We start from the raw sequence: 24,261 nt of genomic DNA on the forward strand, positions 1-24,261 counted from the left end.
ATGTTCAACAAGAATAAAAAACCGTTTTCGCTGCGCGCCCGCTTCCTGATGGCGACCGCCGGGGTGATCCTGGCGCTGTCGCTTTCTTACGGTTTGGTGGCGGTCGTCGGCTACATCGTCAGCTTCGACAAGACCGCCTTCCGCCTGCTGCGCGGCGAAAGCAACCTGTTCTTCAGCCTGGCGCAGTGGAAAGACAACAAGCTCACCATCGCCATTCCTCCCGATATCGATCTCAATTTTCCCACGCTGGTGTTTATCTACGACGATAAAGGCAACCTGCTGTGGAGCCAGCGCAAGGTGCCGGAGCTGGAGAAGCTGATCAACAAGGAATGGCTGGAGGAGTCCGGCTTCTACGAAATTGACACCGATACCCGCATCAGTAGCGAAGTGCTGGGGGACAACCCCAAAGCGCAGGATCAGCTGAAGAATTATGACGATACCGATCAGAACGCGCTGACGCACTCGGTGGCGGTCAATACCTATGCCGCCACGGCGCGGCTGCCGGCGTTGACCATCGTGGTGGTCGACAGCATTCCGCAGGAGCTGCAGCGCTCAGACGTAGTGTGGGAGTGGTTCAGCTACGTGCTGCTGGCCAACCTGCTGCTGGTGGTGCCGCTGCTGTGGCTGGCGGCCTACTGGAGCCTGCGGCCGATCAAGGCGCTGGTCAATCAGGTGGGCGAGCTGGAGAACGGCGAACGCGATCAGTTGGATGAGAACCCGCCCAGCGAACTGCGCGGCCTGGTGCGCAATTTGAACATTCTGGTGCGCAACGAACGCCAGCGCTACACCAAATACCGCACCACCCTGTCGGATCTGACCCACAGCCTGAAAACGCCGCTGGCGGTGCTGCAAAGCACCCTGCGCTCGCTGCGCAGCGGCAAGCAGACCACCATCGAAGAAGCCGAGCCGATCATGCTGGATCAGATCGGGCGCATCTCTCAGCAGATCGGTTACTACCTGCATCGGGCCAGCATCAACTCCGGCCAGACGGTGCTGACGCGCGAGATCCACTCGGTGCCGGCGCTGCTCGACAGCCTGGTGGTGGCGCTGAACAAGGTTTATCAGCGCAAAGGGGTGGTGATCACGCTGGACATCTCGCCGGAAGTGACCTTTATGGGCGAGAAGAACGACTTTATGGAAGTGATGGGCAACGTGTTGGAAAACGCCTGCAAATACTGCCTCGAGTTCGTGGAAATTACCTCGCTGCACTCCGATAAAAACCTCATCCTCGTCATCGACGACGACGGCCCGGGCATCCCGGAAAGCAAGCGCCAGCTGATCTTCCAGCGCGGCCAGCGGGTGGATACCCTGCGTCCCGGTCAGGGCCTTGGCCTGTCGGTGGCGGCGGAGATCATCGAGCAATACGACGGCGAAATCGTCATCAGCGACAGCCCGCTCGGCGGCGCGCGCATGCAGGTCACCTTCGCCCGCCAGCACGATACCCACCACAACGAGTAAATTATGCCTCTGCGGCCCCGATCCACGGGGCCAAACTTCCGTTATAATCGCACTCAGGCTCACTCCTCTATCCTGGAATAGAACATGGATTATCAATTAGACCTGGACTGGAACGATTTTTTGCAACGTTATTGGCAAAAACGTCCGGTGATTCTGAAGCGCGGCTTCAAAAACTTTATCGATCCGATCTCCCCGGATGAGCTGGCCGGGCTGGCGATGGAAAACGAAGTGGACAGCCGCCTGGTCAGCCACCAGGACGGCCGTTGGCAGGTCGCGCACGGCCCCTTCGAGAGCTTCGATCACCTGAGCGAAAACAACTGGTCGCTGCTGGTGCAGGCGGTGGACCACTGGCATGAGCCTTCCGCAGCGCTGATGCGCCCGTTCCGCCAACTGCCGGACTGGCGGATGGATGACCTGATGATCTCCTTCTCGGTGCCGGGCGGCGGCGTCGGCCCGCACCTCGATCAGTACGACGTGTTCATCATTCAGGGCACTGGCCGCCGCCGCTGGCGAGTCGGGGAAAAAACGCCGCTGAAACAGCACTGCCCGCATCCGGACCTGCTGCAGGTAGAGCCGTTCGACGCCATCATCGACGAAGAGATGGAGCCGGGCGACATTCTCTACATTCCGCCGGGCTTCCCGCATGAAGGCTACGCGCTGGAAAACGCGCTCAATTATTCGGTGGGCTTCCGCGCGCCGAACGGCCGCGAGCTGGTGAGCGGCTTCGCCGATTACGTGCTGGCGCGCGAGCTGGGCAGCAAACGCTACGGCGATCCGGACGTTAAACTGCGCGAACACCCGGCGGAGATCCTGCCGCAGGAAGTGGACGCCTTACGGCAGATGATGCTGGATCTGGTGCAACAGCCGGAACACTTCCAGCACTGGTTCGGCGAGTTTATCTCCCAATCGCGCCACGAGCTGGATCTGGCGCCGCCGGAGCCGCCGTATCAGGCCGGGGAAATCTACGAACTGCTGCAACAGGGTGAAGCGCTGCAGCGCCTGGGCGGGTTGCGCGTGCTGCGCGTCGGCGATCGCTGCTTCGTCAACGGCGAACTGATCGACACCGACCAGCTGCAGGCCGCAGACGCCCTGTGCCAGCACTTCAGCGTCGACGCCGCCCTGCTCGGCGACGCGGTAGACGATCCGTCATTCCTGGCGCTGCTGACCGCGCTGGTCAACAGCGGCTATTGGTACTTTAACGACTGATTGCGAGTACGCGAACAAGCCACCCTATCGGGTGGCTTTTTTTATGCCTGCCGCGCCTGCGCGCGAAAACCGGCCAGCGCTTCATTCGCCATGCCCGCCTGCTCCGCCGCCGTGCAAATTTGCCGCCAGGTATTGGCGTCTATCGGTATGCCCTGCTCCAGCCGCGCCGCGCGGTTGACCTCTTCCCATTCTCCCGGCACCGCGATCGGCTGTTCGCCGCTCGGCGGCGATGCCTTCACCCAGCCGATAAACGCTTCGGCCTCGGCCTGCATTTGCGGGGCGTCGAAGGCCTGAGGATCGAGGATCAGGGTCGTCATGCAGTTGAAGATGGCGTCGCTGTCGGCTTTCAGCGTGGCGTCGTGGGTGGTGCGGCCGCCGGAGAGCGCGCCGCCGAGGATCTCACACATCGCCGCCAGCGCATAGCCTTTGTGCAAGCCGAACGGCAACAGTGACCCGAACGGCGCTTCGTGCATCACCTTCGGTTCGGTGGTGGGTTGCCCGTGTTCGTCGATCAGATAGCCCGGCGCCACCGACAAGCCTTTGTTATAGGCCACCCGAGTCTTGCCGAAGGCGATGCCGCTGGTGGCGAAATCCAACAGCAGCGGTGTGCGGCCCGGCCGCGGGAAAATGGCGCAGAACGGGTTGGTGCCGAAGCGGCGATCGCTGCCGCCGAACGGCGCCACCATCGGATCGCCCACCACGTTGACGAAGTGAATCGAGATAAAACCGGCGCGGGCGCACTGTTCCGCCCAATGGCCGATGCGGCCGATATGGTGCGCGTTGTGCAGCGCCACCGCCGCCAGGCCCAGTTTACCGGCGCGCTCAATGCCCAGCGCCATCGCTTCGCTGGCCACCACCTGGCCGAAGCCGCGCGCGCCGTCGAGCGTCAGCACCGCGCCGGCGTCGCGCACCACCTCGGCATGTTGATTAAGCTGCAATTGCCCCTGCGCCAGCGATGCCATGTAACTGGGGATCATGCCGACGCCATGCGAATCGTGCCCGGCCAGATTAGCCTGCACCAGGTGATCGGCCACCAGCTCGGCTTCGCGCGCCGTGCTGCCGGCCTGGCGCCAAATCGCCTGAACGAACTGCGTCAAATGCGAGCCGGCGATGCGGAATTCGGTGCTCATCATGCGGTCCTTATGCGTGGGGAATGGACTTCCACACTATGAGCAACGCCTTGTTGCGGCAAGCGATTATGATAATCGCAAGCGTCCCGTTTTACCGCGCCCGCTCGGCGGTCAGCGCCGCGATGCGCATGATCACCGCCACCGCTTGCTCCATGCCTTCCAGCGTCACGAATTCGTGCTTGCCGTGGTAGTTGTAGCCGCCGGTGAACAGGTTCGGGCACGGCAGGCCGCGGAACGACAGCTGCGCGCCGTCGGTGCCGCCACGGATCGGTTTCATCACCGGTTCAATGTCGCAGTCGCGCATTGCCTGCTGCGCCAGCGCGATCGCGTGCGGATGCTCCGCCACCTGTTCGCGCATGTTGTAATAACTGTCTTCGATACTGACTTCAATATAACAGTCGCGCGGCAGGCCTTTGCCGACCTCGCGGGCGATGTCCACCATCTTGCGTTTGCGCGCCTCGAATCCCTCGCGCTCGAAATCGCGCAGGATGTAGTGCATTTCGGCGCGTTCCACGCTGCCCTTGATGCTGCTGAGGTGGTAAAAGCCCTGGTAACCCTCGGTGGTCTCCGGCGTTTCGTCCGCCGGCAGCGCCTGATGAATGCGGGTAGCCAGCGACAGCGCGTTGACCATCACGCCCTTGGCGCTGCCGGGGTGCACGCTGTTGCCGAGGATTTTGATCGTCACCGAGGCGGCATTGAAGTTTTCGCACTCCAGCTCACCGACGCCGCCGCCGTCCACCGTGTAAGCCCATTCGGCATTGAAGGCCGCCACGTCGAACAGCTGCGCCCCCTTGCCCACCTCTTCATCCGGGGTGAAGGCCACGCGGATGTCGCCGTGCGGGATTTTGCGCGCGCGCAGGCGCACCATGGCGGTGAGGATCTCGGCGATGCCGGCCTTGTCGTCGGCGCCCAGCAGCGTTTTGCCGTCGGTGGTGATCAGGGTCTGCCCCAACATCTGGTGCAGGATCGGGAACATCACCGGCGACAGCACTTCATCGCCAATGCCGAGCGCAATATCGCCGCCGCGATAGTTCTCGACGATCTGCGGATTGACGTGTTTGCCGCTGAAATCCGGCGAAGTATCCAGATGGGCGATAAAACCGACCGCCGGCACCGGCCAGGCGACGTTACCCGGCCAGGTGCCCATCACGCAGCCGTGCTCGCTGAGCGACACCCGCTCGAAGCCGAGCGCGATCATTTCCTGCTGCAACGCACGCGCCAGCTTCAACTGCCCGTCGGTGCTCGGCACATGCTTTACGTTCGCTTTGGACTGGGTGTCAAAAGAGACGTAGTTGAAAAAGCGGTCAAGTAATTTATCCATGGTAGCGGCCCCTCAGAATATCGCGTTTCATTATGCTGAACCGATCAGGATCAAATATTGCGTCAGGTCATTTTTAACCAGAATTCGCCAATATCATTAATCTTTGTGATGATTTCAGAGGGAAATAACGCTGTCATCACAGGGTCATTTGTCGCTATCATGATGAAAAACGCGGCATCTGGGCCGGATCGGCTTTCAATTCCGGCATTCAGCGTCTATCATGCGCGCTCGAAAAATTTCCATTGGCGCAACTGGTTTGAGCTTCTTTTGAATCGCGGGCATGCCCGCAAGCTCCGGCAGTCTTTTCCAGTTGCGGTTCTATCTGCATTAGCCCACGGGATAGAGTAAGACGATAAATGACTGAGACATCCTCTCGAGCCCCCCTTGTTGAACTGCATGCCCTGAGCAAAGCGTTCGATGGCAAAACCATCATTGCCGATCTGGATCTGACGATTAATCACGGCGAATTCCTCACCATTCTTGGCCCCTCCGGCTGTGGCAAAACCACGGTGCTGCGCCTGATTGCCGGTCTGGAAGACGCCGATCGGGGCCGCATCGCGCTCGACGGCCAGGACATCACCGCCATTGCGGCCGAGCATCGCCACGTCAACACCGTGTTTCAGAGCTATGCCCTGTTTCCGCACATGTCGGTGTTCGACAACGTCGCTTTCGGCCTGCGCATGCAAAAGGTGCCGGCGGCCGAACTGACGCCGCGCGTCGAAGAGGCGCTGCGCATGGTGCAGTTGGACGACTTCGCCAAGCGGCGGCCGGGCCAGCTCTCCGGTGGCCAACAGCAGCGTGTGGCCATCGCCCGCGCGGTGGTCAACAAGCCGAAAGTGCTGCTGCTGGACGAATCGCTGTCGGCGCTGGACTACAAGTTGCGCAAGCAGATGCAGAACGAACTGAAAGCGCTGCAGCGCAAGCTGGGCATCACCTTCGTGTTCGTCACCCACGATCAGGAAGAAGCGTTGACCATGTCGGATCGCATCGTGGTGATGCGCGAAGGCCGCATCGAGCAAGACGGCACGCCGCGTGAGATCTATGAAGAGCCGAAAAACCTGTTCGTCGCCAGCTTCATCGGCGAGATCAACATCTTCGACGCGGTGGTCCTGCAACGCCTCGATCCGCAGCGGGTGCGCGCCAACGTGGAAGGCCGCGAGTGCGACATCTATGCCGATCTGCCGGTAGAACCGGGCCAAAAGCTGAAGGTGCTGCTGCGCCCGGAGGATCTGCGGGTGGAAGAAGTGAACGACAGCGCGCAGCACGACGGGCTGATCGGTTACGTGCGTGAGCGCAACTACAAAGGCATGACGCTGGAATCGGTGGTCGAGCTGGAGAACGGCAAAACGGTGATGGTCAGCGAGTTCTTCAACGAAGACGATCCGGACGTCGATCACTCGCTCAATCAGAAGATGGCGGTGACCTGGGTCGAAAGCTGGGAGGTGGTGCTGGCCGATGAAGAAATCGCGTAAAGTCTTCCAGAATGTGGTGATCGTCGGCGTCGTCGCCTGGCTGTTGCTGTTCGTGTTCATGCCGAACCTGATGATCATCGGCGCCAGCTTCCTGACCCGTGATGACGCCAACCTGGTGCAGATGGTGTTCACGCTGGATAACTACCGGCGCTTGTTCGATCCGCTGTATGCCCAGGTGCTGCTGCACTCGCTGAACATGGCGCTGATCGCCACCCTGTGCTGCCTGGTGATCGGCTATCCGTTCGCCTTTATTCTGGCGCGCTTGCCGCAGAAGGTGCGGCCGCTGCTGCTGTTTCTGCTGATCGTGCCCTTCTGGACCAACTCGCTGATCCGCATCTACGGCCTGAAGCTGTTTCTCAGCACCCGCGGCTATCTCAACGACGCGCTGCTGTGGATCGGCGTTATCGACAAGCCGCTGCGCATCATGTACACCTCGGAAGCGGTGATCCTCGGCCTGGTATATATCCTGCTGCCGTTTATGGTGATGCCGCTCTACTCCAGCATCGAAAAGCTCGATAAATCCTGCCTGGAGGCGGCGCGCGATCTCGGCGCCAGCAAGCTCCAAACCTTTATCCGCATCATCGTGCCGCTGACCATGCCGGGCATTATCGCCGGCTGCCTGCTGGTGGTGCTGCCGGCGATGGGGCTGTTCTTCGTCGCCGATCTGATGGGCGGCGCCAAAAACCTGCTGATCGGCAACGTGATTAAAAGCCAGTTCCTCAATATCCGCGACTGGCCGTTCGGCGCGGCCACCAGCATCTGCCTGACGCTGGTGATGGGGCTGTTGCTGCTGGTCTATTATCGGGCCGCCCGCCTGCTGAACAAGAAGGAGGATCTGGCATGATCGGACGTCTGCTGCGCGGCGGCTTTATGACGCTGGTATACGCCTATCTGTATATCCCGATCGTCATCCTGATCGTCAACTCCTTCAACGCCTCGCGCTTCGGCATCAACTGGCAAGGGTTCACCACCAAGTGGTACAGCACGCTGCTCAACAACGACAGCCTGTTGCAGGCGGCGGGCCACTCGCTGACCATGGCGGTGCTCTCCGCCACCTTCGCCACGCTGATCGGCTCGCTGACCGCGGTGGCGCTGTACCGCTACCGCTTCCGCGGCAAACCGTTCGTCGGCGGCATGCTGTTTGTGGTGATGATGTCGCCGGACATCGTGATGGCCATCTCGCTGCTGGTGCTGTTCATGTTGCTGGGCATTTCGCTCGGCTTCTGGTCGCTGCTGTTCTCGCACATCACCTTCTGCCTGCCGTTCGTGGTCGTGACCGTCTACGCGCGCCTGAAAGGCTTCGACGTGAAGATGCTGGAAGCCGCGCGCGATCTCGGCGCAAGCGAGTTCACCATCCTGCGCAAAATCATTCTGCCGCTGGCGATGCCGGCGGTGGCGGCCGGTTGGCTGCTGAGCTTCACCCTGTCGATGGACGACGTGGTCGTCTCCTCCTTCGTCACCGGGCCGAGCTACGAGATTTTGCCGCTGAAGATCTATTCGATGGTGAAAGTCGGCGTCTCGCCTGAGGTTAACGCGCTGGCCACCATTTTGCTGCTGCTGTCGCTGACGCTGGTGATCGCCAGCCAGTGGGTGATGCGCGATCGCTCGCCCAAGGCCGAGTAATCCTTCCCGCCGGGCGCTGCGGCGCCCGTCTCTTTCATTGACCACAATGATATGAAAGCGGCCTTTGGTGATGGCCCTGACTCGGTTAACCCGCTGATTTGCCGCTGGGATAACCGCCTTTACCCACCCCGCCCCGGCCCCTATAATGGCCCCTTTCTGGGGTATGGCGCGGCCGAAAACGGCGGCTCATACGGGTTCGGCTCACTACTGCTGAAGGATACGCTGCATGAAAAAGTGGTCACATCTGCTCGCAGCCGGGATGATGGCGCTGAGTTTCTGCTCTGCAAACGCCTCTGACGGCAAAACGCTGTATTTCTATAACTGGACTGAATACGTCCCGCCGGGGCTGCTGGAGCAGTTCACCAAAGAAACCGGCATCAAGGTGATTTATTCCACCTATGAATCCAACGAAAGCATGTACGCCAAGCTGAAGACCTACAAAGACGGCGCGTACGATCTGGTGGTGCCTTCCACTTACTTCATCGCCAAGATGAGCAAGGAAGGCATGCTGCAAAAAATCGACAAGAGCAAGCTCAGCCACTTCAAGGATCTTGATCCTACCCTGCTGAACAAGCCGTTCGATCCCAACAACGACTACTCCATCCCTTACATCTGGGGCGCCACCGCCATCGGCGTTAACAGCGACGCGCAGGATCCGTCCACCGTCACCTCCTGGGCCGATCTGTGGCAGCCGCAGTACAAAGGCCGCCTGCTGCTGACCGACGATGCGCGCGAAGTGTTCCAGATGGCGCTGCTCAAGCTGGGCTATTCGGGCAACACCACCGATCCGAAAGAGATTGAAGCCGCCTACCGCGAACTGCAGAAATTGATGCCGAACGTGCTGGCCTTCAACTCCGACAACCCGGGCAACCCGTTTATGGAAGGGGAAGTCAACGTCGGCATGGTGTGGAACGGTTCGGCCTTCGTGGCGCGCCAGGCCGGCACGCCGCTGGAGATCGTCTGGCCGAAGGAAGGCGGGATCTTCTGGATGGACAGCCTGGCCATTCCGGCCAACGCGCGCAACGTCGAGGGGGCGCTGAAGCTGATCGACTTCCTGCTGCGGCCGGAAATCGCGGTGCAGGTGGCGGAAACCATCGGTTACCCGACGCCGAACCTGGCGGCGAAGAAGCTGCTGTCGCCGGAGATCGCCAACGATCCGTCTCTCTACCCGGATAAGACGGTGATTGAGCACGGCGAGTGGCAAAACGACGTCGGCGACGCCAGCACGCTGTACGAAAGCTACTTCCAAAAGCTGAAAGCCGGGCGCTAACACGCCCGCCATCCCATCAGGGCGCGCATTGCGCCCTGATGTCTTTAGGGCTTATCGGCCCGCGCCACCTTGCCCACCAGGAATTTGTGCACAAAACGCGGCACCACTTCGCTGGCCAGGCCGTAGTGTTTCTCGTCGAACTGGCTTTCCACCTGACTCGGCTCCAGGTTCAGCTCCATCGCGTAGGCGCCGCCCAGCCGCGCCTCATGCACGAACCCGGCCGCCGGATAGACATGGCCGGAGGTGCCGATGGCGACGAAGAAATCGGCCTTGCTCAGCGCCTGGTAGATGTCGTCCATGCCCAGCGGCATCTCGCCGAACCACACCACGTGCGGCCGCAGCGGCGCCGGGAACTGGCAGCAGTGGCAACGCTCATCGACGCTGAGATCGCCGGGCCACTCGAACACCTGGCCCGACTGGGTGCAGCGCACCTTCAGCAATTCGCCGTGCATGTGCAGCACCCGCTTGCTGCCGGCGCGCTCATGCAGGTTATCGATGTTTTGCGTGACCAGCAGGAAGTTGTCCCCCAGCCACTCTTCCAGATCCGCCAGCGCGCGGTGCGCGGCGTTCGGGGCGATGTCCTCGGTCTGCAGCTGGCGGCGACGTTCATTGTAAAACGCCTGCACCAGCGCCGGATCGCGCTGAAAACCTTCCGGCGTGGCGACGTCCTCCACCCGGTGCTCTTCCCACAGCCCATCCGCAGCGCGGAAGGTGCGAATGCCCGACTCGGCCGAAATGCCGGCCCCGGTCAACACCACCACAAACGGCTTTTTCAGCTCGGCCGCCGCCATGGTGTCACGGTGAAAAATGCGTGAACGAAAGCGCTGATGCAGCACATGCTTACTCTTGCGAAACTGACACAGCCGATGGCGAGTGTGCATTAACTCTCTCCTTACTTTTCCCTGTTTACCCTTCTTACTGAACGTTGCGGCGTTGTTGGCTGTATACATTCACGCCTGGCCGCAACGCCCATTACGTTGGGCGAGTCAAATTGAGAAACGCTGCGCCGCGCACGCCGCCGGCGTCGCCATAGCGCGCCTTCTCGATGCGCGGCAGCCGAGCCACCCGCAGCAGGTGCGCCGGCAGCCGCTGCGGCAACGCCTGGTAAATGGCGTCGAAGTTCGACAGCCCGCCGCCGATCACCACCAGGTGCGGATCCAGCACCGTCAGCAGGTTACCCAGGCAGATCGCCAGCACGTCCATAAAGCGATCGACATGCGCCACGGCCTGCGGCTCACCCGCCTGATAATGCGCAATGATCTCGGTGGCGGGCAAGCGCCGGCCATAAAAATGGGCGTACATCCATTCGAAACCGCGGCCCGATATGTAATTTTCAATGCAACCCTGATGGCCGCACCCGCAGGCGACGCGAGGCACATCACGCCCCAGCACCTCGAGCGCGTCCACCGGCAGGCGCAAATGGCCGAACTCGCCGGCGATATAGTTGCGCCCGGGCACCGTCTTGCCCTCGACGATCAGGCCGCCGCCTACGCCGGTGCCGAGGATGATGCCCAGCACCGTCGGGTAGCGGCGGAACTCGTCGTCCCAGGCCTCCGACAGCGCAAAGCAGTTGGCGTCGTTATCGACCCGCACCTCGCGCCCGATCAGCGCCGCCAGATCGCGCGGCAGCGGCCGCCCCATCGCCGCAGGCACATTGGCGGTAAACAGCGTGCCGTCATCGTCGTTGGGCAGGCCCGGAATGCCGATGCCGACGCTGCCGCGCCGGCCGCAAAACGCATCCGCCTCAAGGGTCAGCTCGCACAGCGTAGCCAGCAGTTGCCGATAATCGTCGCGCGGCGTCGGCACCCGCTTTTGCCAAATGCGCTGCAGGCTGTCGTCGAACACCCCCAGCTCAATCTTGGTGCCGCCCATATCGAAACCGTAGTACATAACCCATCCCCAGGCTAAAAAAACGGGGCGGCATCGCTGCCTCCCCGTGGGTTTTATTGTCCGCTCAGCACCCGCGCCGGATCGATGCGGCTGGCGCGCCTCGCCGGATACCAACTGGCCAACAGGCTCAGCACGATGGCGGTCGCCAGCACGATCAGCACATCCAGCCAGTGCAGCTCGGAAGGCAGGAAGTCGATGAAGTAAATATCGCCCGACAGGAAGGAGTGGCCGACCAGTTTCTCGATGCCCCGGATGATGTTGGTCAGCTGCAGCGAGGCGATCACCCCGATCACCACGCCGCTCAGGCTGCCCAGCAGCCCGGCCAGCAGCCCATACCAGATGAAAATGGCGCGGATAAAGCCGTCTTTGGCGCCCAGGGTGCGCAGCACCGCGATGTCGGCGCTTTTGTCTTTCACCGCCATCACCAGCGTGGAGACGATGTTGAAGCAGGCCACGCCGATCACCAGCACCATCGCCAGGTACATGATGGCGCGGATCATCTGGATGTCGCGGTACATGTAGCCGTACTTGCCGATCCAGCTCTTGATATAGATGTAAGCGTTGGTCACTTCGCCGGCGTCGCGCACCAGCTTGTTGGCGGCGAACACGTCGTTCATCTTGAGAGCGATACCCGTGACGCTGTCACCCATGTCGAGATACTGCTGCGCATCGGCCAGCGGCACCAGCGCCAGGCTGTGATCGAGCTGGCCGCTGAGCTGCAAAATGCCGGTCACGTGCAGGCGAATACGCTTCGGCTGCAGCAGCTTCATCTCAGGGTCGCTGTTGGGGATCATCACAGTGACATAGGCGCCCTGCTTGACGCCCAGCGCGTCGGCCACGCCCTTGCCGAGGATCACCTGCTGCTCGCCGGGCTTGAAGTTGGCCCAGGCGTCGCCCTGCACATACTGCGGCAGCGCGCTCAGTCGGCTCTCCTGCTGCGGATCCACGCCTTTGACTTCCACCGCGCGCAGCTGCGCGCCGTTTTCCATCAGGCCGGTAAAGTTGATGTACGGCGCGGCGGCCACAATGCCCGGCACCTTTTCCACCCGCTGCAGAATCGACGGCCAGCCGCTGAACGGCTGATTGACCGGCTCGAGCTCGCCGTGCGGCACCACCGCCAGAATGCGGTTCTTCAGCTCGCGCTCAAAGCCGTTCATCGCGCTCAGACCGACGATCAGCACCGCCACCCCCAGCGCGATGCCAATGGTGGAGATGACCGAGATCAGCGACACCATGCCGCCGCGTTTACGGCCGCGGCTGAAACGCAGGGCCGTCAGGAAGGACAGTGAGGCTCCCGCCATTACTCGGCCCCCATCAGGGTCAGCTGCGCCTGCAGGTGACCGTCGGCCATTTCCAACTGGCGGCTCAAGCGCTTGGCCAGCTGCAGATCGTGCGTTACCACCAGGAAAGCGGTGCCCTGACGCACGTTCAGCTCACCGAGCAGATCGAAGATGCTGTCCGCGGTGCGCTTGTCGAGGTTGCCGGTCGGTTCGTCCGCCAGCACCAGCGCCGGGTTATTGACCAGCGCGCGCGCGATCGCCACGCGCTGACGCTCGCCGCCGGAAAGCTCGGACGGGCGGTGTTTGCTGCGCTTTTCCAGCCCGACCGCCGCCAGCATCTCCCGCGCTTTCTCCTGCGCCTGCGCCGGTTTGGCGCCACCGATCAAGAGCGGCATGGCGGCGTTTTCCAGCGCGGTGAAGTCCGGCAACAGATGGTGGAACTGATAGATGAAGCCCAGTTGGCGGTTGCGCAGCTCGGCCTTGGCCGCCGAAGACATGGCGTTCAGCGATTCGCCCTTAAAGATCACTTCGCCGGAGGTCGGCGAGTCCAGCCCGCCCAGCAGGTGCAACAGGGTGCTCTTGCCGGAACCCGAGCTGCCGACGATCGCCATCATCTCGCCCTGCTGCATGGCAAAGCTGACGTTGCGCAGCACGTCGGTGTGCAGGTTGCCTTCCTGATAGGTCTTGCACAGGTTGTCACACTGCAGCAAAAGATGGTTACTCATAACGTAAAGCCTCAGCGGGTTGTACGGCGGCAGCGCGCCATGAAGGATAGAGCGTGGACAACAGGGAAACCGCCATCGCCACCACGGCGATGATCGTCACCTGCAGCGGATCGACCGCCACCGGCAGCGAAGCGCCGTCGATCAAGGCGCCGAGGATCGGCATCAGGTTGTTCAGGTTGGTGGCCAGCAGCACGCCGAGCAGCGTGCCGAGCAGCGAACCGATGATGCCGGCGCTGGCGCCCTGCACCATAAATACCGACATGATCTGGCGGCGGGTCAGCCCTTGAGTCTGCAGAATGGCGACCTCGCCCTGCTTCTCCATCACCAGCAGGCCGAGCGAGGTAATGATGTTAAACGCCGCCACCGCCACGATCAGGCTGAGCAGCAGCCCCATCATGTTCTTCTCCATGCGCACCGCCTGGAACAGCTCGCCCTTGCGATCGCGCCAGTCTTTCCAGACGGTGCCCGCCGGCAGCGCCTGCTGGCTGAGGGTATCGACCGTCAGCGGCTGTTGCAGGAACAGACGCCAGCCGGTGATGTTGCCGGCCGGGTAGCGCATCAGGCGCGAAGCATCCTGTTGGTTGACCAACAGCTGATAGCCGTCCACCTCGCTGTTGGCGTGGAAGGTGCCGATGAGGGTGAACAAACGCTGGTTGGGAATGCGGCCCATCGGCGTGAACTGGCTGGCGCTCGGCACCATCACGCGCAGCGAATCGCCGCGCTTGACGCCGAGTTGCCCCGCCAGCTGTTCGCCGATGATGATGTTGTATTGGCCCGGCTGCAGCTGTTGCTGCTTGACGTTGACCAGATACGGGGTCAGCGGATCGGCCTCGTCGGGATTCACGCCGAGCATCACCCCGACCGCCACGCTGCGAGCGCTTTGCAGCACCACGTCACCGGTGGTCAGCGGCGCAACGCGCGTGACGCCCTGCAGCTTCTGCACCTCGGAGGCCGGCAGCTGCTGCGGGTTGACCGATCCTTGCGGACTGGTAACCAACGCCTGCGGCATCAGGCCGAGAATGTTGTTCTCCAGATCCTTTTCGAAACCGTTCATCACCGACAGCACGGTGACCAACGCCATCACCCCCAGCGTAATGCCGATGGTGGAAAGCCAGGAAACAAACCGCCCGAAGCGGTCTGAGGCTCGCCCGCGCATGTAGCGCAGGCCAATGAATAACGCGACAGGTTGATACATGAAATCCGTTTGATAGCCGTGGCTTAAGCAAAGTGATCATGGATAATAAAGGCTCTCCCTCGTTTAGGGAACACCCGACGGCCTTTTATTGCGTGGCGGCGAAGAGGGAGACGGCGGCAGCTTCGCGCGTTATTTATCCTCAGCCGCAAAAAACAGACGGCATTAACCGGTTAAATAACCGGCAGAAAATTGATGGGCAGCGCTTTTTGCTGTGTCAGTTTGCCGGCCGCTGGGCTACTATAAACAGCATAAAGGCGCTGGGTTATCCGTGCCGGGACGCCATCCAACACATTGATTAAAGATACCTGAATGAGCACTTCCGATAGCCGTAACCGTTCCTCATCCCCCCGTTATTCTCTGCCCGATCGCGCGGGCGATCTCCGCCAGCTGGGGCAACTGACCGGCGCGGCCTGCGCCGTGGAGTGCGCCGAGATCGTCGAGCGTCACCCTGGCCCAGTGATGCTGATCGCCCCGGACATGCAAAACGCCCTGCGGCTGCGCGACGAGATCCAACAGTTCACCGATCAGATGGTGACCACCCTGTCCGACTGGGAAACCCTGCCGTACGACAGCTTCTCGCCGCACCAGGAAATCATCTCCGACCGTTTGTCGAGCCTGTATCACCTGCCGACCATGGCGCGCGGCGTGATCATTCTGCCGGTCAATACCCTGATGCAACGCGTCTGCCCGCACGAGTTCCTGCACGGCCATGCGCTGGTGATGAAAAAAGGCCAGCGCCTGTCGCGTGACAAACTGCGCGCGCAGTTGGAACAGGCCGGCTACCGCAGCGTCGATCAGGTAATGGAGCACGGCGAATTCGCCACCCGCGGCGCGCTGCTCGATCTGTATCCAATGGGCAGCGATGAGCCTTACCGCATCGACTTCTTCGATGACGAAATCGACAGTCTGCGCATCTTCGACGTCGATACCCAGCGCACGCTGAGCGAAGTCGAGGCCATCAATCTGTTGCCGGCCCACGAGTTCCCTACCGACAAAAACGCCATCGAGCTGTTCCGCAGCCAGTGGCGCGAGCAGTTTGAGGTGCGTCGCGACGCCGAGCACATCTATCAGCAGGTCAGCAAAAGCGCATGGCCCGCCGGCATCGAATACTGGCAGCCGCTGTTCTTCAGCCAGCCGCTGCCGTCGCTGTTCAGCTACCTGCCGGCCAATACGCTGATCGTCAACACCGGCGATCTGGAGGGCGCCGCCGAGCGCTTCTGGCAGGACGTCAACCAGCGTTTCGAAAGCCGCCGCGTCGATCCGATGCGCCCGCTGCTGGCGCCGGATACGCTGTGGCTGCGCGTTGACGCGCTGTTCGGCGAGCTGAAAGCCTGGCCGCGCATCGCGCTGAAAACCGATGAGCTGCCGGCCAAAGCCGGCAATACCAATCTGGATTACCATGCCCTGCCCGATCTGGCGGTGCAGGCGCAGCATAAATCCCCGCTGGATAATCTGCGCCGCTTTATTGAAAGTTTTGACGGCAGCGTGATCTTCTCCGTCGAGAGCGAGGGGCGGCGTGAAACGCTGCAGGATCTGCTCGGCCGCATCAAGCTGGCGCCGGCGCTGATTCAGCGCCTCGATCAGGCGGAAACGGCGGGCCGTTACATGATGGTCGGTGCCGCCGAACACGGCTTCCTCGACGGCCTGCGCCAGCGGGCGCTGATCTGCGAAAGCGATCTGCTCGGCGAGCGCGTCAGCCGTCGCCGGCAGGACAACCGGCGCACCATCAACACCGATACCCTGATCCGCAACCTGGCGGAGCTGCATCCCGGCCAGCCGGTGGTGCACCTGGAGCACGGTGTGGGCCGCTACGTCGGCCTGACCACGCTGGAGGCCGGCGGCATCAAGGCCGAATACCTGATCCTCTCCTACGCCGGTGAGGACAAGCTGTACGTGCCGGTGTCTTCGCTGCATCTGATCAGCCGCTACGCCGGCGGCGCGGACGAAAACGCTCCGCTGCACAAACTGGGCGGCGACGCCTGGACGCGCGCGCGGCAGAAAGCGGCCGAGCGGGTGCGCGACGTAGCGGCCGAGCTGCTGGATATCTACGCCCAGCGCGCCGCCAAGGCCGGTTTCGCCTTCAAACACAACCGCGAGCAGTACCAGCTGTTCTGCCAGAGCTTCCCGTTCGAAACCACGCCGGATCAGGAACAGGCGATCAACGCGGTGCTGAGCGACATGTGCCAGCCGCTGGCGATGGACCGCCTGGTGTGCGGCGACGTCGGCTTCGGCAAAACCGAAGTGGCGATGCGCGCCGCCTTCCTGGCGGTGGAAAACGGCAAGCAGGTGGCGGTGCTGGTGCCGACGACACTGCTGGCGCAGCAGCACTTCGACAACTTCCGCGATCGCTTCGCCACCTGGCCGATCCGCATCGAGATGATGTCGCGCTTCCGCAGCGCCAAAGAGCAGCAACAGGTGCTGGACGACGCGGCCGAAGGCAAAGTGGACATCATCATCGGCACCCACAAACTGCTGCAGAGCGATCTGCGCTGGAAGGATTTGGGGCTGCTGATCGTCGATGAAGAGCACCGCTTTGGCGTGCGCCACAAGGAGCGCATCAAGGCGATGCGCGCCGATGTCGATATCCTGACGCTGACCGCCACGCCAATCCCGCGTACGCTGAATATGGCGATGAGCGGCATGCGCGATCTGTCGATCATCGCCACCCCACCGGCGCGCCGGCTGGCGGTGAAGACCTTCGTGCGCGAATACGACAGCCTGGTGGTGCGCGAGGCGATCCTGCGCGAAGTGCTGCGCGGCGGCCAGGTTTACTACCTTTACAACGACGTGGAAAACATCGAGAAAGCGGCGCAGCGTCTGGCTGAACTGGTGCCGGAAGCGCGCATCGCCATCGGCCACGGCCAGATGCGTGAACGCGATCTGGAACGGGTGATGAACGATTTCCACCACCAGCGCTTCAACGTGCTGGTGTGCACCACCATCATCGAAACCGGCATCGATATCCCCAGCGCCAACACCATCATCATCGAGCGGGCCGATCGCTTCGGCCTGGCGCAGCTGCATCAATTGCGCGGCCGCGTCGGGCGTTCGCACCACCAGGCTTACGCCTATCTGCTGACGCCAAACCCGAAAGCCATGGGCACCGACGCCCATAAACGGCTCGAGGCCATCGCCTCGCTTGAAGACCTCGGCGCCGGTTTTGCGCTGGCGACCCACGATCTGGAGATCCGCGGCGCCGGTGAGCTGCTGGGCGAAGACCAGAGCGGCCAGATGACCACCGTCGGCTTCTCGCTCTACATGGAGCTGCTGGAAAGCGCCGTCGACGCGTTGAAAAACGGCCGCGAACCGTCGCTGGAAGATCTTACCAACAGCCAGACCGAGGTGGAGCTGCGCATGCCGGCGCTGCTGCCGGAAGATTTCATTCCCGACGTCAATACCCGCCTGTCGCTGTATAAGCGCATCGCCAGCGCGAAGAACGACGGTGAGTTGGATGAGCTGAAGGTCGAGCTGATCGACCGCTTCGGTCAACTGCCGGACGCGGCGCGTAACCTGTTGCAGTGCGCAGCGCTGCGGCTTCATGCGCAGAAGCTGGGGATCAAACGCATCGAGAGCAACGAGCGCGGCGGCTTTATCGAGTTCGGCGACAACAACCGCGTCGACCCGGGTTATCTGATCGGCCTGTTGCAGGGCAATCCGCAGGTTTACCGCCTGGATGGCCCGAGCAAGCTGAAGTTCACGCTCGATCTGGCCGATCGCCAGAAACGCCTGACGTTCACCGAAGAGCTGCTGAACGCGTTCCGCGAACACACGCTGGCGGCCTGAACCAACGCTTCCCGCCTGCACGGCGGGAGGCGGCTTATTCGCGCGGAAAACCGGCCCCCAGCGGCGCCAGCTGCATCACGCGGCTGGTCACCACCCGGTTTTTGCCGCTGCGCTTCGCCTCATACAAGGCCTCGTCGGTCATGGCGATCGCCTTGTCCAGCGTCATGCCGGGCAGATACAGCGACACGCCGATCGACAGCGTGATGTGCGCTTCGTCGTGCGCATTCAGCAAAAACGTCGAGCTTTCCACCGCGCTGCGAATGCGCTCCGCCACTCCGCCGATGATCTGCGGATCGTAGCTGGCGGTGATCACCATAAACTCCTCGCCACCGTAGCGCCCGACGAAGTCCTCGTTACGCACGCTGTTTTGCAGCAGCCGACCGACGCTGGCCAGCAGCACGTCGCCGGCCGGATGACCGTAGGTATCATTGATGCTTTTGAAATTATCCAAATCGAGGATCATCAACCCGCACGGGCGGCGCTCGGCACGCTGCAGCATCAGCTGATAATCGACGCTGGCGCGGTTGTTGATGTGGGTCAGGCTATCGGTCGTGGCGCGCGCGCGCATCGCGAAATAGGCGTAGATATGTCGCTCTTTGAAATTCAGCGCATGATAGCAAATCGCCAGGCAGAGCGCGGAAACCGCCTGGTACAGCAACACATCCGGCCACAGCCCGCTCAGGTCCACCAGCAGCCACACCACCGCGATGCGATACAGCGCGATGATGCCGATCGTCAGGTAAAACGTCCGATGGGATTTCTTCAGCCACACCCGTGACAGCAGCAGCGGCGCAATGATTGAAGCGATGAACAGGTTATCGACGGTGAAGCCGCCGGTCAGCGCCATGGCGAACAGAAAACTCACCAGCCCGCTGACGGCACCGCCGAAGAACATCACCAATATCATCGGGATCATCGCAAAGCTGTAATGCACCTTATCGGTCAGCTCCAGCCGATCCTGACTCAAATACAGCACCGCCACTCCGGCCAACAGGCCGAAAACGACGCGCTTCCACAGTGCGGAACGGTAGGAAAATGGGGCACTCTTGCTGAGAACGAAATAGCTTACCGACAGCGTGGCGTAGGTAATGCAAGCGTCGCTGTAAAGGGTGGAAATGGACGCAATGTAAGTCATAGATAGTCAGCGCGCTCCTCGGTGTCGCCAGGGGGGTAATATGCAGACGTTGAATAACGCATCCCTGTCGTTTCCGCTTCAGCGGCGGCCATGTTACACGGTCTATTAATAGAGTAGCAGTTCTATCTTATCGCCAAGCCGTCTATCTCACGACGCACGCTTCAGGCTACTCTGTCCTTTGTATATCGGGGGAGAAACGCATGAATATCGACGATGAACTGCAGGCGCTCAGTGAACAGGAAGCGACGCTGGCCTTTACCCATTTTGACGCCGCCACCGCCTGGGAACTGGGCGCGGCGCTGAAAACCGCCGCCGAGCGACGTGGCCTGAGCATCGCCATCGAGATCCAACTGGCCGGGCAAACGCTGTTTTATTACGCCATGCCGGGCGCCACGCCGGATATCGCCGACTGGGTGCGGCGCAAGCGCAATCTGGTGAACCATTTTCACAAAAGTTCGTACGCCATCGGCCTGCGTCTGCAGCAGCGGCAAACGTCGCTGGAGGAGCGCTACGGGCTGAGCGTGCGCGACTATTCGGTGCACGGCGGCGCCTTCCCGCTCACCCTGACCGGCCTCGGCTGCGTCGGCAGCATCAGCATTTCCGGCGCGCCGCAGAAGGAAGATCACCAGCTATTGGTAAGCACTTTAGCCCACTTTCTCGGCTTATCCCTACCCGCTCTGCACTAACCGCCAAAACCTTGATTATTCCTTTCTTTTTCAGCCGCAGAATCTGCGGCTGACTTACCTATTAACGGCATTTAGCGCCGGATAAAACGACGACTCTCTGATTTCCTGTGCCAAATTGACACAGGTCTGGTAATCCGCTGAACAAAAGGCGTATGGTATCTGTCACGTGACAAGACGGACCTCATCGGGCCCGCCATTCCTTTCACTTTTGAAGATTTGGTACGCACCGTAGATGAAAACGCATGAAATAAACAAAATTCGCCCCTTCAGCGCGCTGATAGACGCCTGCTGGCGGGAACCTTATAGTCTGGCGCGGTTGCTGAAAGACGCTATCGCCGGGGTGACGGTCGGCATTATCGCCATTCCGCTGGCGATGGCGCTGGCGATCGCCAGCGGCGTGCCGCCGCAGTACGGCCTGTATACCGCCGCCATCGCCGGCATCGTCATCGCCGTCAGCGGCGGTTCGCGCTACAGCGTCTCCGGCCCCACCGCCGCCTTCGTGGTGATCCTCTATCCGGTCTCGCAGCAGTTTGGCCTGGCCGGCTTGCTGGTCGCCACGCTGATCTCCGGGGTATTTTTGCTGCTGATGGGGCTGGCGCGCTTTGGCCGGCTGATCGAATACATTCCGCTGCCGGTGACGCTGGGCTTTACCTCCGGCATTGCCATCACCATCGCCACCATGCAGATCAAGGACTTTTTCGGCCTGCAGCTGGCGCACACGCCGGAAAATTACGTTGGCAAGCTGTACGCCCTGCTGCAGGCGCTGCCAACGCTGGATCTCGGCGATACCCTGATCGGCGCCGTGACGCTGCTGATCCTGATCTTCTGGCCCAAGCTCGGCCTGCGGGTGCCCGGCCACCTGCCGGCGCTGCTGGCGGGCACCGCGCTGATGGGGCTGCTGACGCTGTTTGACCACCCGGTGGCGACCATCGGCTCTCGTTTCAGCTACCTGCTGGCCGACGGCAGCAGCGGCCAGGGCATCCCGCCTATCTTGCCGCAGCTGCTGCTGCCCTGGGATCTGCCGGGCGGCGGCGGGCAACCGTTCAGCCTCAGTTGGCAAACCGTCTCCGCCCTGCTGCCGGCGGCGTTTTCGATGGCGATGCTCGGGGCGATTGAATCGCTGCTGTGCGCGGTGGTGCTCGACGGCATGACCGGCAAGAAGCATAACTCGAACAGCGAACTGATCGGCCAGGGCGCGGGCAACATCATCGCGCCGTTCTTCGGCGGCATCACCGCGACCGCCGCGATTGCCCGTTCGGCCGCCAACGTGCGCGCCGGCGCCACCTCGCCGGTATCCGCCATCATCCACGCGCTGCTGGTGCTGCTGGCGCTGCTGGTCCTGGCGCCGTGGCTCTCTTATCTGCCGCTGGCGGCGATGGCGGCGCTGCTGTTGATGGTCGCCTGGAACATGAGTGAGGCCCACAAGGTGGTTTACCTGCTGCGCCGGGCGCCAAAGGACGATATTTTGGTGCTGCTGCTGTGCATGTCGCTGACGGTGCTGTTCGACATGGTGATCGCCATTACCGTAGGCATCGTGCTGGCGTCGCTGCTGTTTATGCGCCGTATCGCCCGCATGACGCGGCTAAGCGAACTGAGCGCCGACGATGGCCGCCTGGTGCTGCGAGTGAACGGCCCGCTGTTCTTCGCCGCCGCCGAGCGCATCTTTACCGAACTGCTGGCGCGCAGCGAGGGCTATCGGACGATCGTGCTGCAATGGGATGCGGTGCCGGTACTCGACGCCGGCGGCCTGAGCGCCCTGCGTCGCTTTATCGACGCGCTGCCGGCGGATAAAAAGCTGGTGATCACCGACGTGCCGTTCCAGCCGCTGAAAACCCTGGCGCGCGCGCGGGTGCAGCCGATCGAGGGCCGGCTGCAGTTCTACCCGACGCTGCCGGAAGCGCTGGCGGCTACCGGCGCCTAAACGTAAAAAAGCCCGACAAGTCGGGCTTTTTTTTGGCGATGAGCGCTTAGTTGCTGGTATCCAGCTCCGGGAAGCTCTTCACCAGGTCGTCGATGGCTTTCATCTGCGCCAGGAACGGCTCCAGCTTGTCCAGCGGCAGCGCGGACGGGCCGTCGCACTTGGCGTTGTTCGGATCCGGGTGCGCTTCGAGGAACAGCCCTGCCAGGCCAACCGCCATGCCGGCGCGCGCCAGCTCGGCCACTTGAGCGCGACGGCCGCCGGACGCGGCGCCGAACGGATCGCGGGTCTGCAGCGCGTGGGTCACGTCGAAGATTACCGGATGGCCGCCGGTCACGTTCTTCATCACGTTGATGCCCAGCATGTCGACCACCAGGTTGTCATAACCAAAGTTGCTGCCGCGATCGCACAGGATCACCTGGTCGTTGCCACCTTCTTTGAATTTGTCGACGATGTTGCCCATCTGTCCCGGGCTGACGAACTGTGGCTTCTTGACGTTGATTACCGCGCCGGTTTTCGCCATCGCTTCCACCAGATCGGTCTGACGCGCCAGGAAGGCCGGCAGTTGGATCACGTCAACCACTTCGGAAACCGGCTGCGCCTGCGCCGCTTCGTGAACGTCGGTGATGATTTTCACGCCGAAGGTTTTCTTCAGCTCTTCGAAGATCTTCATCCCTTCTTCCAGGCCCGGACCACGGTACGAGTGGATGGAAGAACGGTTGGCTTTGTCGAAAGAGGCTTTGAAAACGTAAGGAATGCCCAGTTTTTGCGTCACGGTGACGTAGTGCTCGCAGATGCTCATCGCCAGATCGCGCGATTCCAGCACGTTCATACCGCCAAACAGCACAAACGGCAGGTCGTTTGCTACGTCGATGTCGCCAATGCTAACCACTTTCTGTTTCATGCTTTCGCCTTTGTTAAGGTTGTAACCGTCGCCTTGCAAACTGCACGGAGTCATTGAATTAATGCAGCGTCACCTGTTTCGGCTCAATCGAATGGATCTGCACTTTGATCACTTCGCTGACCGGGTCTTCAGGACACTGCTCGACAAAATAGTTGAGATCGGAAATCGCGATATGGTTGCACTCCAGCTGGGCGTAAATCAGCCCACGATCGCGGATCTCGTACGGATCTTCCGGATCGAAGCACAGCACCGTTTCGCTGGTGCGCAGCGCCATTTCCAGCTGCTTTTCTTCCATCAGGGCGGCCTTCAGCGTATCCAGCATCTTGCGCACCACCATGATGTTCTCGGATTCGTCGAGATCGTCGTCTTCCAGCTCGGCGCCCAGCCCCAGGTTGCCCTTGATCCACACTTCCAGCTGGTGTTCGCTCAGGGTTTCGCCGTTCAGCGGGTTGATCAGCCACAGCTCTTCATCCAGCCAATCGGCGCGCAGGATCAGCTGAGTGGGGAAAATCACCGGCAGCAGCGGCAAATCCAGCGCGTTGGCGATATGCAGGAAGATGGTGCCGAGCGAAACCGGCGTGCCCTGCCGCCCCTCCAGCACCTTATCCAGCCAGATGGCGTCCGACAGGCGATAGACGCCGCTGGCGCCGCCGAATCCCCAGGTTTTGTAGAACAGTTCGATGAGCGCATCCAGTTGCTGCTCCTGTGTGATGTCGGCCGGCACCGCCGCGCGCGCTTCGTCCACCAGCTGTTGCAGCTTGCGCTCCACGTCGGCGGCGGGGAAATCACGCCTTACCGACTGCGACACCAGGATCACCCCTTCGCTCAGCGGCGAGGTGTTAAATTCAAAATCAGCAATGCTACTCATAGGTATCCCATCAGAAACGGTATTTTCGTCGTGGCAAGTTTAATTATCAGATACAGACAGCCCAACGCCAGCACGAACGCCACGGTTCGCAGCCGCTGACTTTTGGTCTTCTTGCCCAATGCGACGTAGCCAAGCAGGATATAGATAATAACGCCAAACAGCTTCTCGGTCAGCCATGAGTCCATACCCAGCAGCGGATAAAACCCGAACGTCACCACCAGCGCGATGCCGCTGACGAACAGCAGCGTGTCGTTCAGGTGCGGCGCTATCTTGACCCAGCGGCGCCCCACGATCGGCGAGCGGCGCCACTGCCAGTAAAAACGCAGCACAAACAAGGTAATACTGATGGCGACCGTCAGCAAATGGAAATGTTTCAACGCGGTGTATGCAGTCATGA

At 61.6% G+C, this 24,261-nt stretch carries 22 protein-coding genes; 11 read left to right on the forward strand and 11 right to left on the reverse strand.

The features are described from left to right. The gene (phoQ, locus tag ACJ8M3_RS07720) at window positions 1-1,458 is read left to right on the forward strand and encodes a two-component system sensor histidine kinase PhoQ (protein ID WP_033644257.1); all 1,458 of its coding nucleotides are present in this window, start codon (window positions 1-3) and stop codon (window positions 1,456-1,458) included. Window positions 1,459-1,542: 84 nt separating this feature from the next. Further along, window positions 1,543-2,664: a ribosomal protein uL16 3-hydroxylase gene (locus ACJ8M3_RS07725; RefSeq protein WP_004941161.1), complete on the forward strand. Its 1,122-nt coding sequence runs from the start codon at window positions 1,543-1,545 to the stop codon at window positions 2,662-2,664. A 41-nt stretch (window positions 2,665-2,705) separates the two neighbouring features. On the opposite strand, the gene ACJ8M3_RS07730 is transcribed toward ACJ8M3_RS07725, so the two are convergent. Together ACJ8M3_RS07730 and pepT are read right to left on the reverse strand one after the other, a co-directional pair. Further along, window positions 2,706-3,794: a malate/lactate/ureidoglycolate dehydrogenase gene (locus ACJ8M3_RS07730; RefSeq protein ID WP_096242826.1), complete on the reverse strand. Its 1,089-nt coding sequence runs from the start codon at window positions 3,792-3,794 to the stop codon at window positions 2,706-2,708. Between the two features lie 91 nt (window positions 3,795-3,885). Continuing rightward, complete coding sequence (gene pepT / locus ACJ8M3_RS07735) at window positions 3,886-5,115, reverse strand: peptidase T (protein ID WP_142075422.1); 1,230 nt, start codon at window positions 5,113-5,115, stop codon at window positions 3,886-3,888. A gap of 57 nt (window positions 5,116-5,172) precedes the next feature. Between pepT and ACJ8M3_RS07740 the strand changes: the two genes are divergently transcribed. The 5 genes from ACJ8M3_RS07740 (at window position 5,173) to potD (ending at window position 9,480) form a co-directional block, all read left to right on the forward strand. Continuing rightward, window positions 5,173-5,463 (forward strand): hypothetical protein, encoded by a 291-nt coding sequence (locus tag ACJ8M3_RS07740; RefSeq protein ID WP_127897190.1) that lies wholly within the window; start codon window positions 5,173-5,175, stop codon window positions 5,461-5,463. 8 nt (window positions 5,464-5,471) lie between these two features. Next, window positions 5,472-6,587, forward strand: a complete 1,116-nt coding sequence (potA, locus tag ACJ8M3_RS07745) for a spermidine/putrescine ABC transporter ATP-binding protein PotA (RefSeq protein ID WP_033652054.1) — start codon at window positions 5,472-5,474, stop codon at window positions 6,585-6,587. Continuing rightward, window positions 6,571-7,431, forward strand: a complete 861-nt coding sequence (gene potB / locus ACJ8M3_RS07750; RefSeq protein ID WP_033642771.1) for a spermidine/putrescine ABC transporter permease PotB — start codon at window positions 6,571-6,573, stop codon at window positions 7,429-7,431. Before potA ends, potB begins: the two co-directional genes overlap by 17 nt. Then, a complete protein-coding gene (gene potC, locus ACJ8M3_RS07755; protein ID WP_033642769.1) occupies window positions 7,428-8,210 on the forward strand; it encodes a spermidine/putrescine ABC transporter permease PotC in 783 nt (260 codons plus the stop codon). Before potB ends, potC begins: the two co-directional genes overlap by 4 nt. A gap of 226 nt (window positions 8,211-8,436) precedes the next feature. Further along, a complete protein-coding gene (gene potD / locus ACJ8M3_RS07760; RefSeq protein WP_033642768.1) occupies window positions 8,437-9,480 on the forward strand; it encodes a spermidine/putrescine ABC transporter substrate-binding protein PotD in 1,044 nt (347 codons plus the stop codon). 44 nt (window positions 9,481-9,524) lie between these two features. Here the strand turns inward: potD and cobB are convergent, their stop codons facing one another. From cobB to lolC, 5 genes are all read right to left on the reverse strand, one after another. Beyond that, window positions 9,525-10,361, reverse strand: coding sequence for a Sir2 family NAD+-dependent deacetylase (cobB, locus tag ACJ8M3_RS07765; protein ID WP_046899329.1), 837 nt, complete (start codon window positions 10,359-10,361; stop codon window positions 9,525-9,527). A 91-nt stretch (window positions 10,362-10,452) separates the two neighbouring features. Then, window positions 10,453-11,370 (reverse strand): N-acetylglucosamine kinase, encoded by a 918-nt coding sequence (nagK, locus tag ACJ8M3_RS07770; RefSeq protein WP_033642766.1) that lies wholly within the window; start codon window positions 11,368-11,370, stop codon window positions 10,453-10,455. 53 nt (window positions 11,371-11,423) lie between these two features. Then, complete coding sequence (gene lolE / locus ACJ8M3_RS07775) at window positions 11,424-12,671, reverse strand: lipoprotein-releasing ABC transporter permease subunit LolE (RefSeq protein WP_033642765.1); 1,248 nt, start codon at window positions 12,669-12,671, stop codon at window positions 11,424-11,426. Then, complete coding sequence (gene lolD / locus ACJ8M3_RS07780; protein WP_004941120.1) at window positions 12,671-13,375, reverse strand: lipoprotein-releasing ABC transporter ATP-binding protein LolD; 705 nt, start codon at window positions 13,373-13,375, stop codon at window positions 12,671-12,673. Before lolD ends, lolE begins: the two co-directional genes overlap by 1 nt. Further along, a complete protein-coding gene (lolC, locus tag ACJ8M3_RS07785; protein WP_347882616.1) occupies window positions 13,368-14,570 on the reverse strand; it encodes a lipoprotein-releasing ABC transporter permease subunit LolC in 1,203 nt (400 codons plus the stop codon). Before lolC ends, lolD begins: the two co-directional genes overlap by 8 nt. A gap of 38 nt (window positions 14,571-14,608) precedes the next feature. Between lolC and ACJ8M3_RS07790 the strand changes: the two genes are divergently transcribed. Together ACJ8M3_RS07790 and mfd are read left to right on the forward strand one after the other, a co-directional pair. Continuing rightward, window positions 14,609-14,869, forward strand: coding sequence for a hypothetical protein (locus ACJ8M3_RS07790; RefSeq protein ID WP_047575746.1), 261 nt, complete (start codon window positions 14,609-14,611; stop codon window positions 14,867-14,869). 10 nt (window positions 14,870-14,879) lie between these two features. After that, window positions 14,880-18,353, forward strand: a complete 3,474-nt coding sequence (gene mfd / locus ACJ8M3_RS07795) for a transcription-repair coupling factor (RefSeq protein WP_089196953.1) — start codon at window positions 14,880-14,882, stop codon at window positions 18,351-18,353. 34 nt (window positions 18,354-18,387) lie between these two features. On the opposite strand, the gene ACJ8M3_RS07800 is transcribed toward mfd, so the two are convergent. Continuing rightward, on the reverse strand, window positions 18,388-19,488 hold the full coding sequence (locus tag ACJ8M3_RS07800) for a GGDEF domain-containing protein (protein ID WP_089196952.1): 1,101 nt from the start codon (window positions 19,486-19,488) through the stop codon (window positions 18,388-18,390). Window positions 19,489-19,688: 200 nt separating this feature from the next. Between ACJ8M3_RS07800 and ACJ8M3_RS07805 the strand changes: the two genes are divergently transcribed. Continuing rightward, the gene (locus ACJ8M3_RS07805) at window positions 19,689-20,174 is read left to right on the forward strand and encodes a heme-degrading domain-containing protein (RefSeq protein ID WP_047567963.1); all 486 of its coding nucleotides are present in this window, start codon (window positions 19,689-19,691) and stop codon (window positions 20,172-20,174) included. Window positions 20,175-20,406: 232 nt separating this feature from the next. Then, window positions 20,407-22,095 (forward strand): C4-dicarboxylic acid transporter DauA, encoded by a 1,689-nt coding sequence (dauA, locus tag ACJ8M3_RS07810; protein ID WP_033642760.1) that lies wholly within the window; start codon window positions 20,407-20,409, stop codon window positions 22,093-22,095. 46 nt (window positions 22,096-22,141) lie between these two features. On the opposite strand, the gene kdsA is transcribed toward dauA, so the two are convergent. From kdsA to ACJ8M3_RS07825, 3 genes are read right to left on the reverse strand one after another with little or no spacing between them, the layout of a single operon-like run. Continuing rightward, on the reverse strand, window positions 22,142-22,996 hold the full coding sequence (gene kdsA, locus ACJ8M3_RS07815) for a 3-deoxy-8-phosphooctulonate synthase (protein WP_004941087.1): 855 nt from the start codon (window positions 22,994-22,996) through the stop codon (window positions 22,142-22,144). 58 nt (window positions 22,997-23,054) lie between these two features. Further along, entirely contained in the window at window positions 23,055-23,864 is an 810-nt protein-coding gene (gene sirB1 / locus ACJ8M3_RS07820) for an invasion regulator SirB1 (protein WP_033642759.1), read from the reverse strand. Further along, entirely contained in the window at window positions 23,861-24,259 is a 399-nt protein-coding gene (locus ACJ8M3_RS07825) for a SirB2 family protein (protein WP_033642758.1), read from the reverse strand. The genes sirB1 and ACJ8M3_RS07825 overlap by 4 nt, the downstream gene beginning before the upstream one ends. Window positions 24,260-24,261: the final 2 nt, after the last annotated feature.

Origin of the sequence: Serratia sp. CY55921 (assembly GCF_052167655.1) — a bacterium.
Classification (GTDB): Bacteria; Pseudomonadota; Gammaproteobacteria; order Enterobacterales; family Enterobacteriaceae; genus Serratia; species Serratia ureilytica.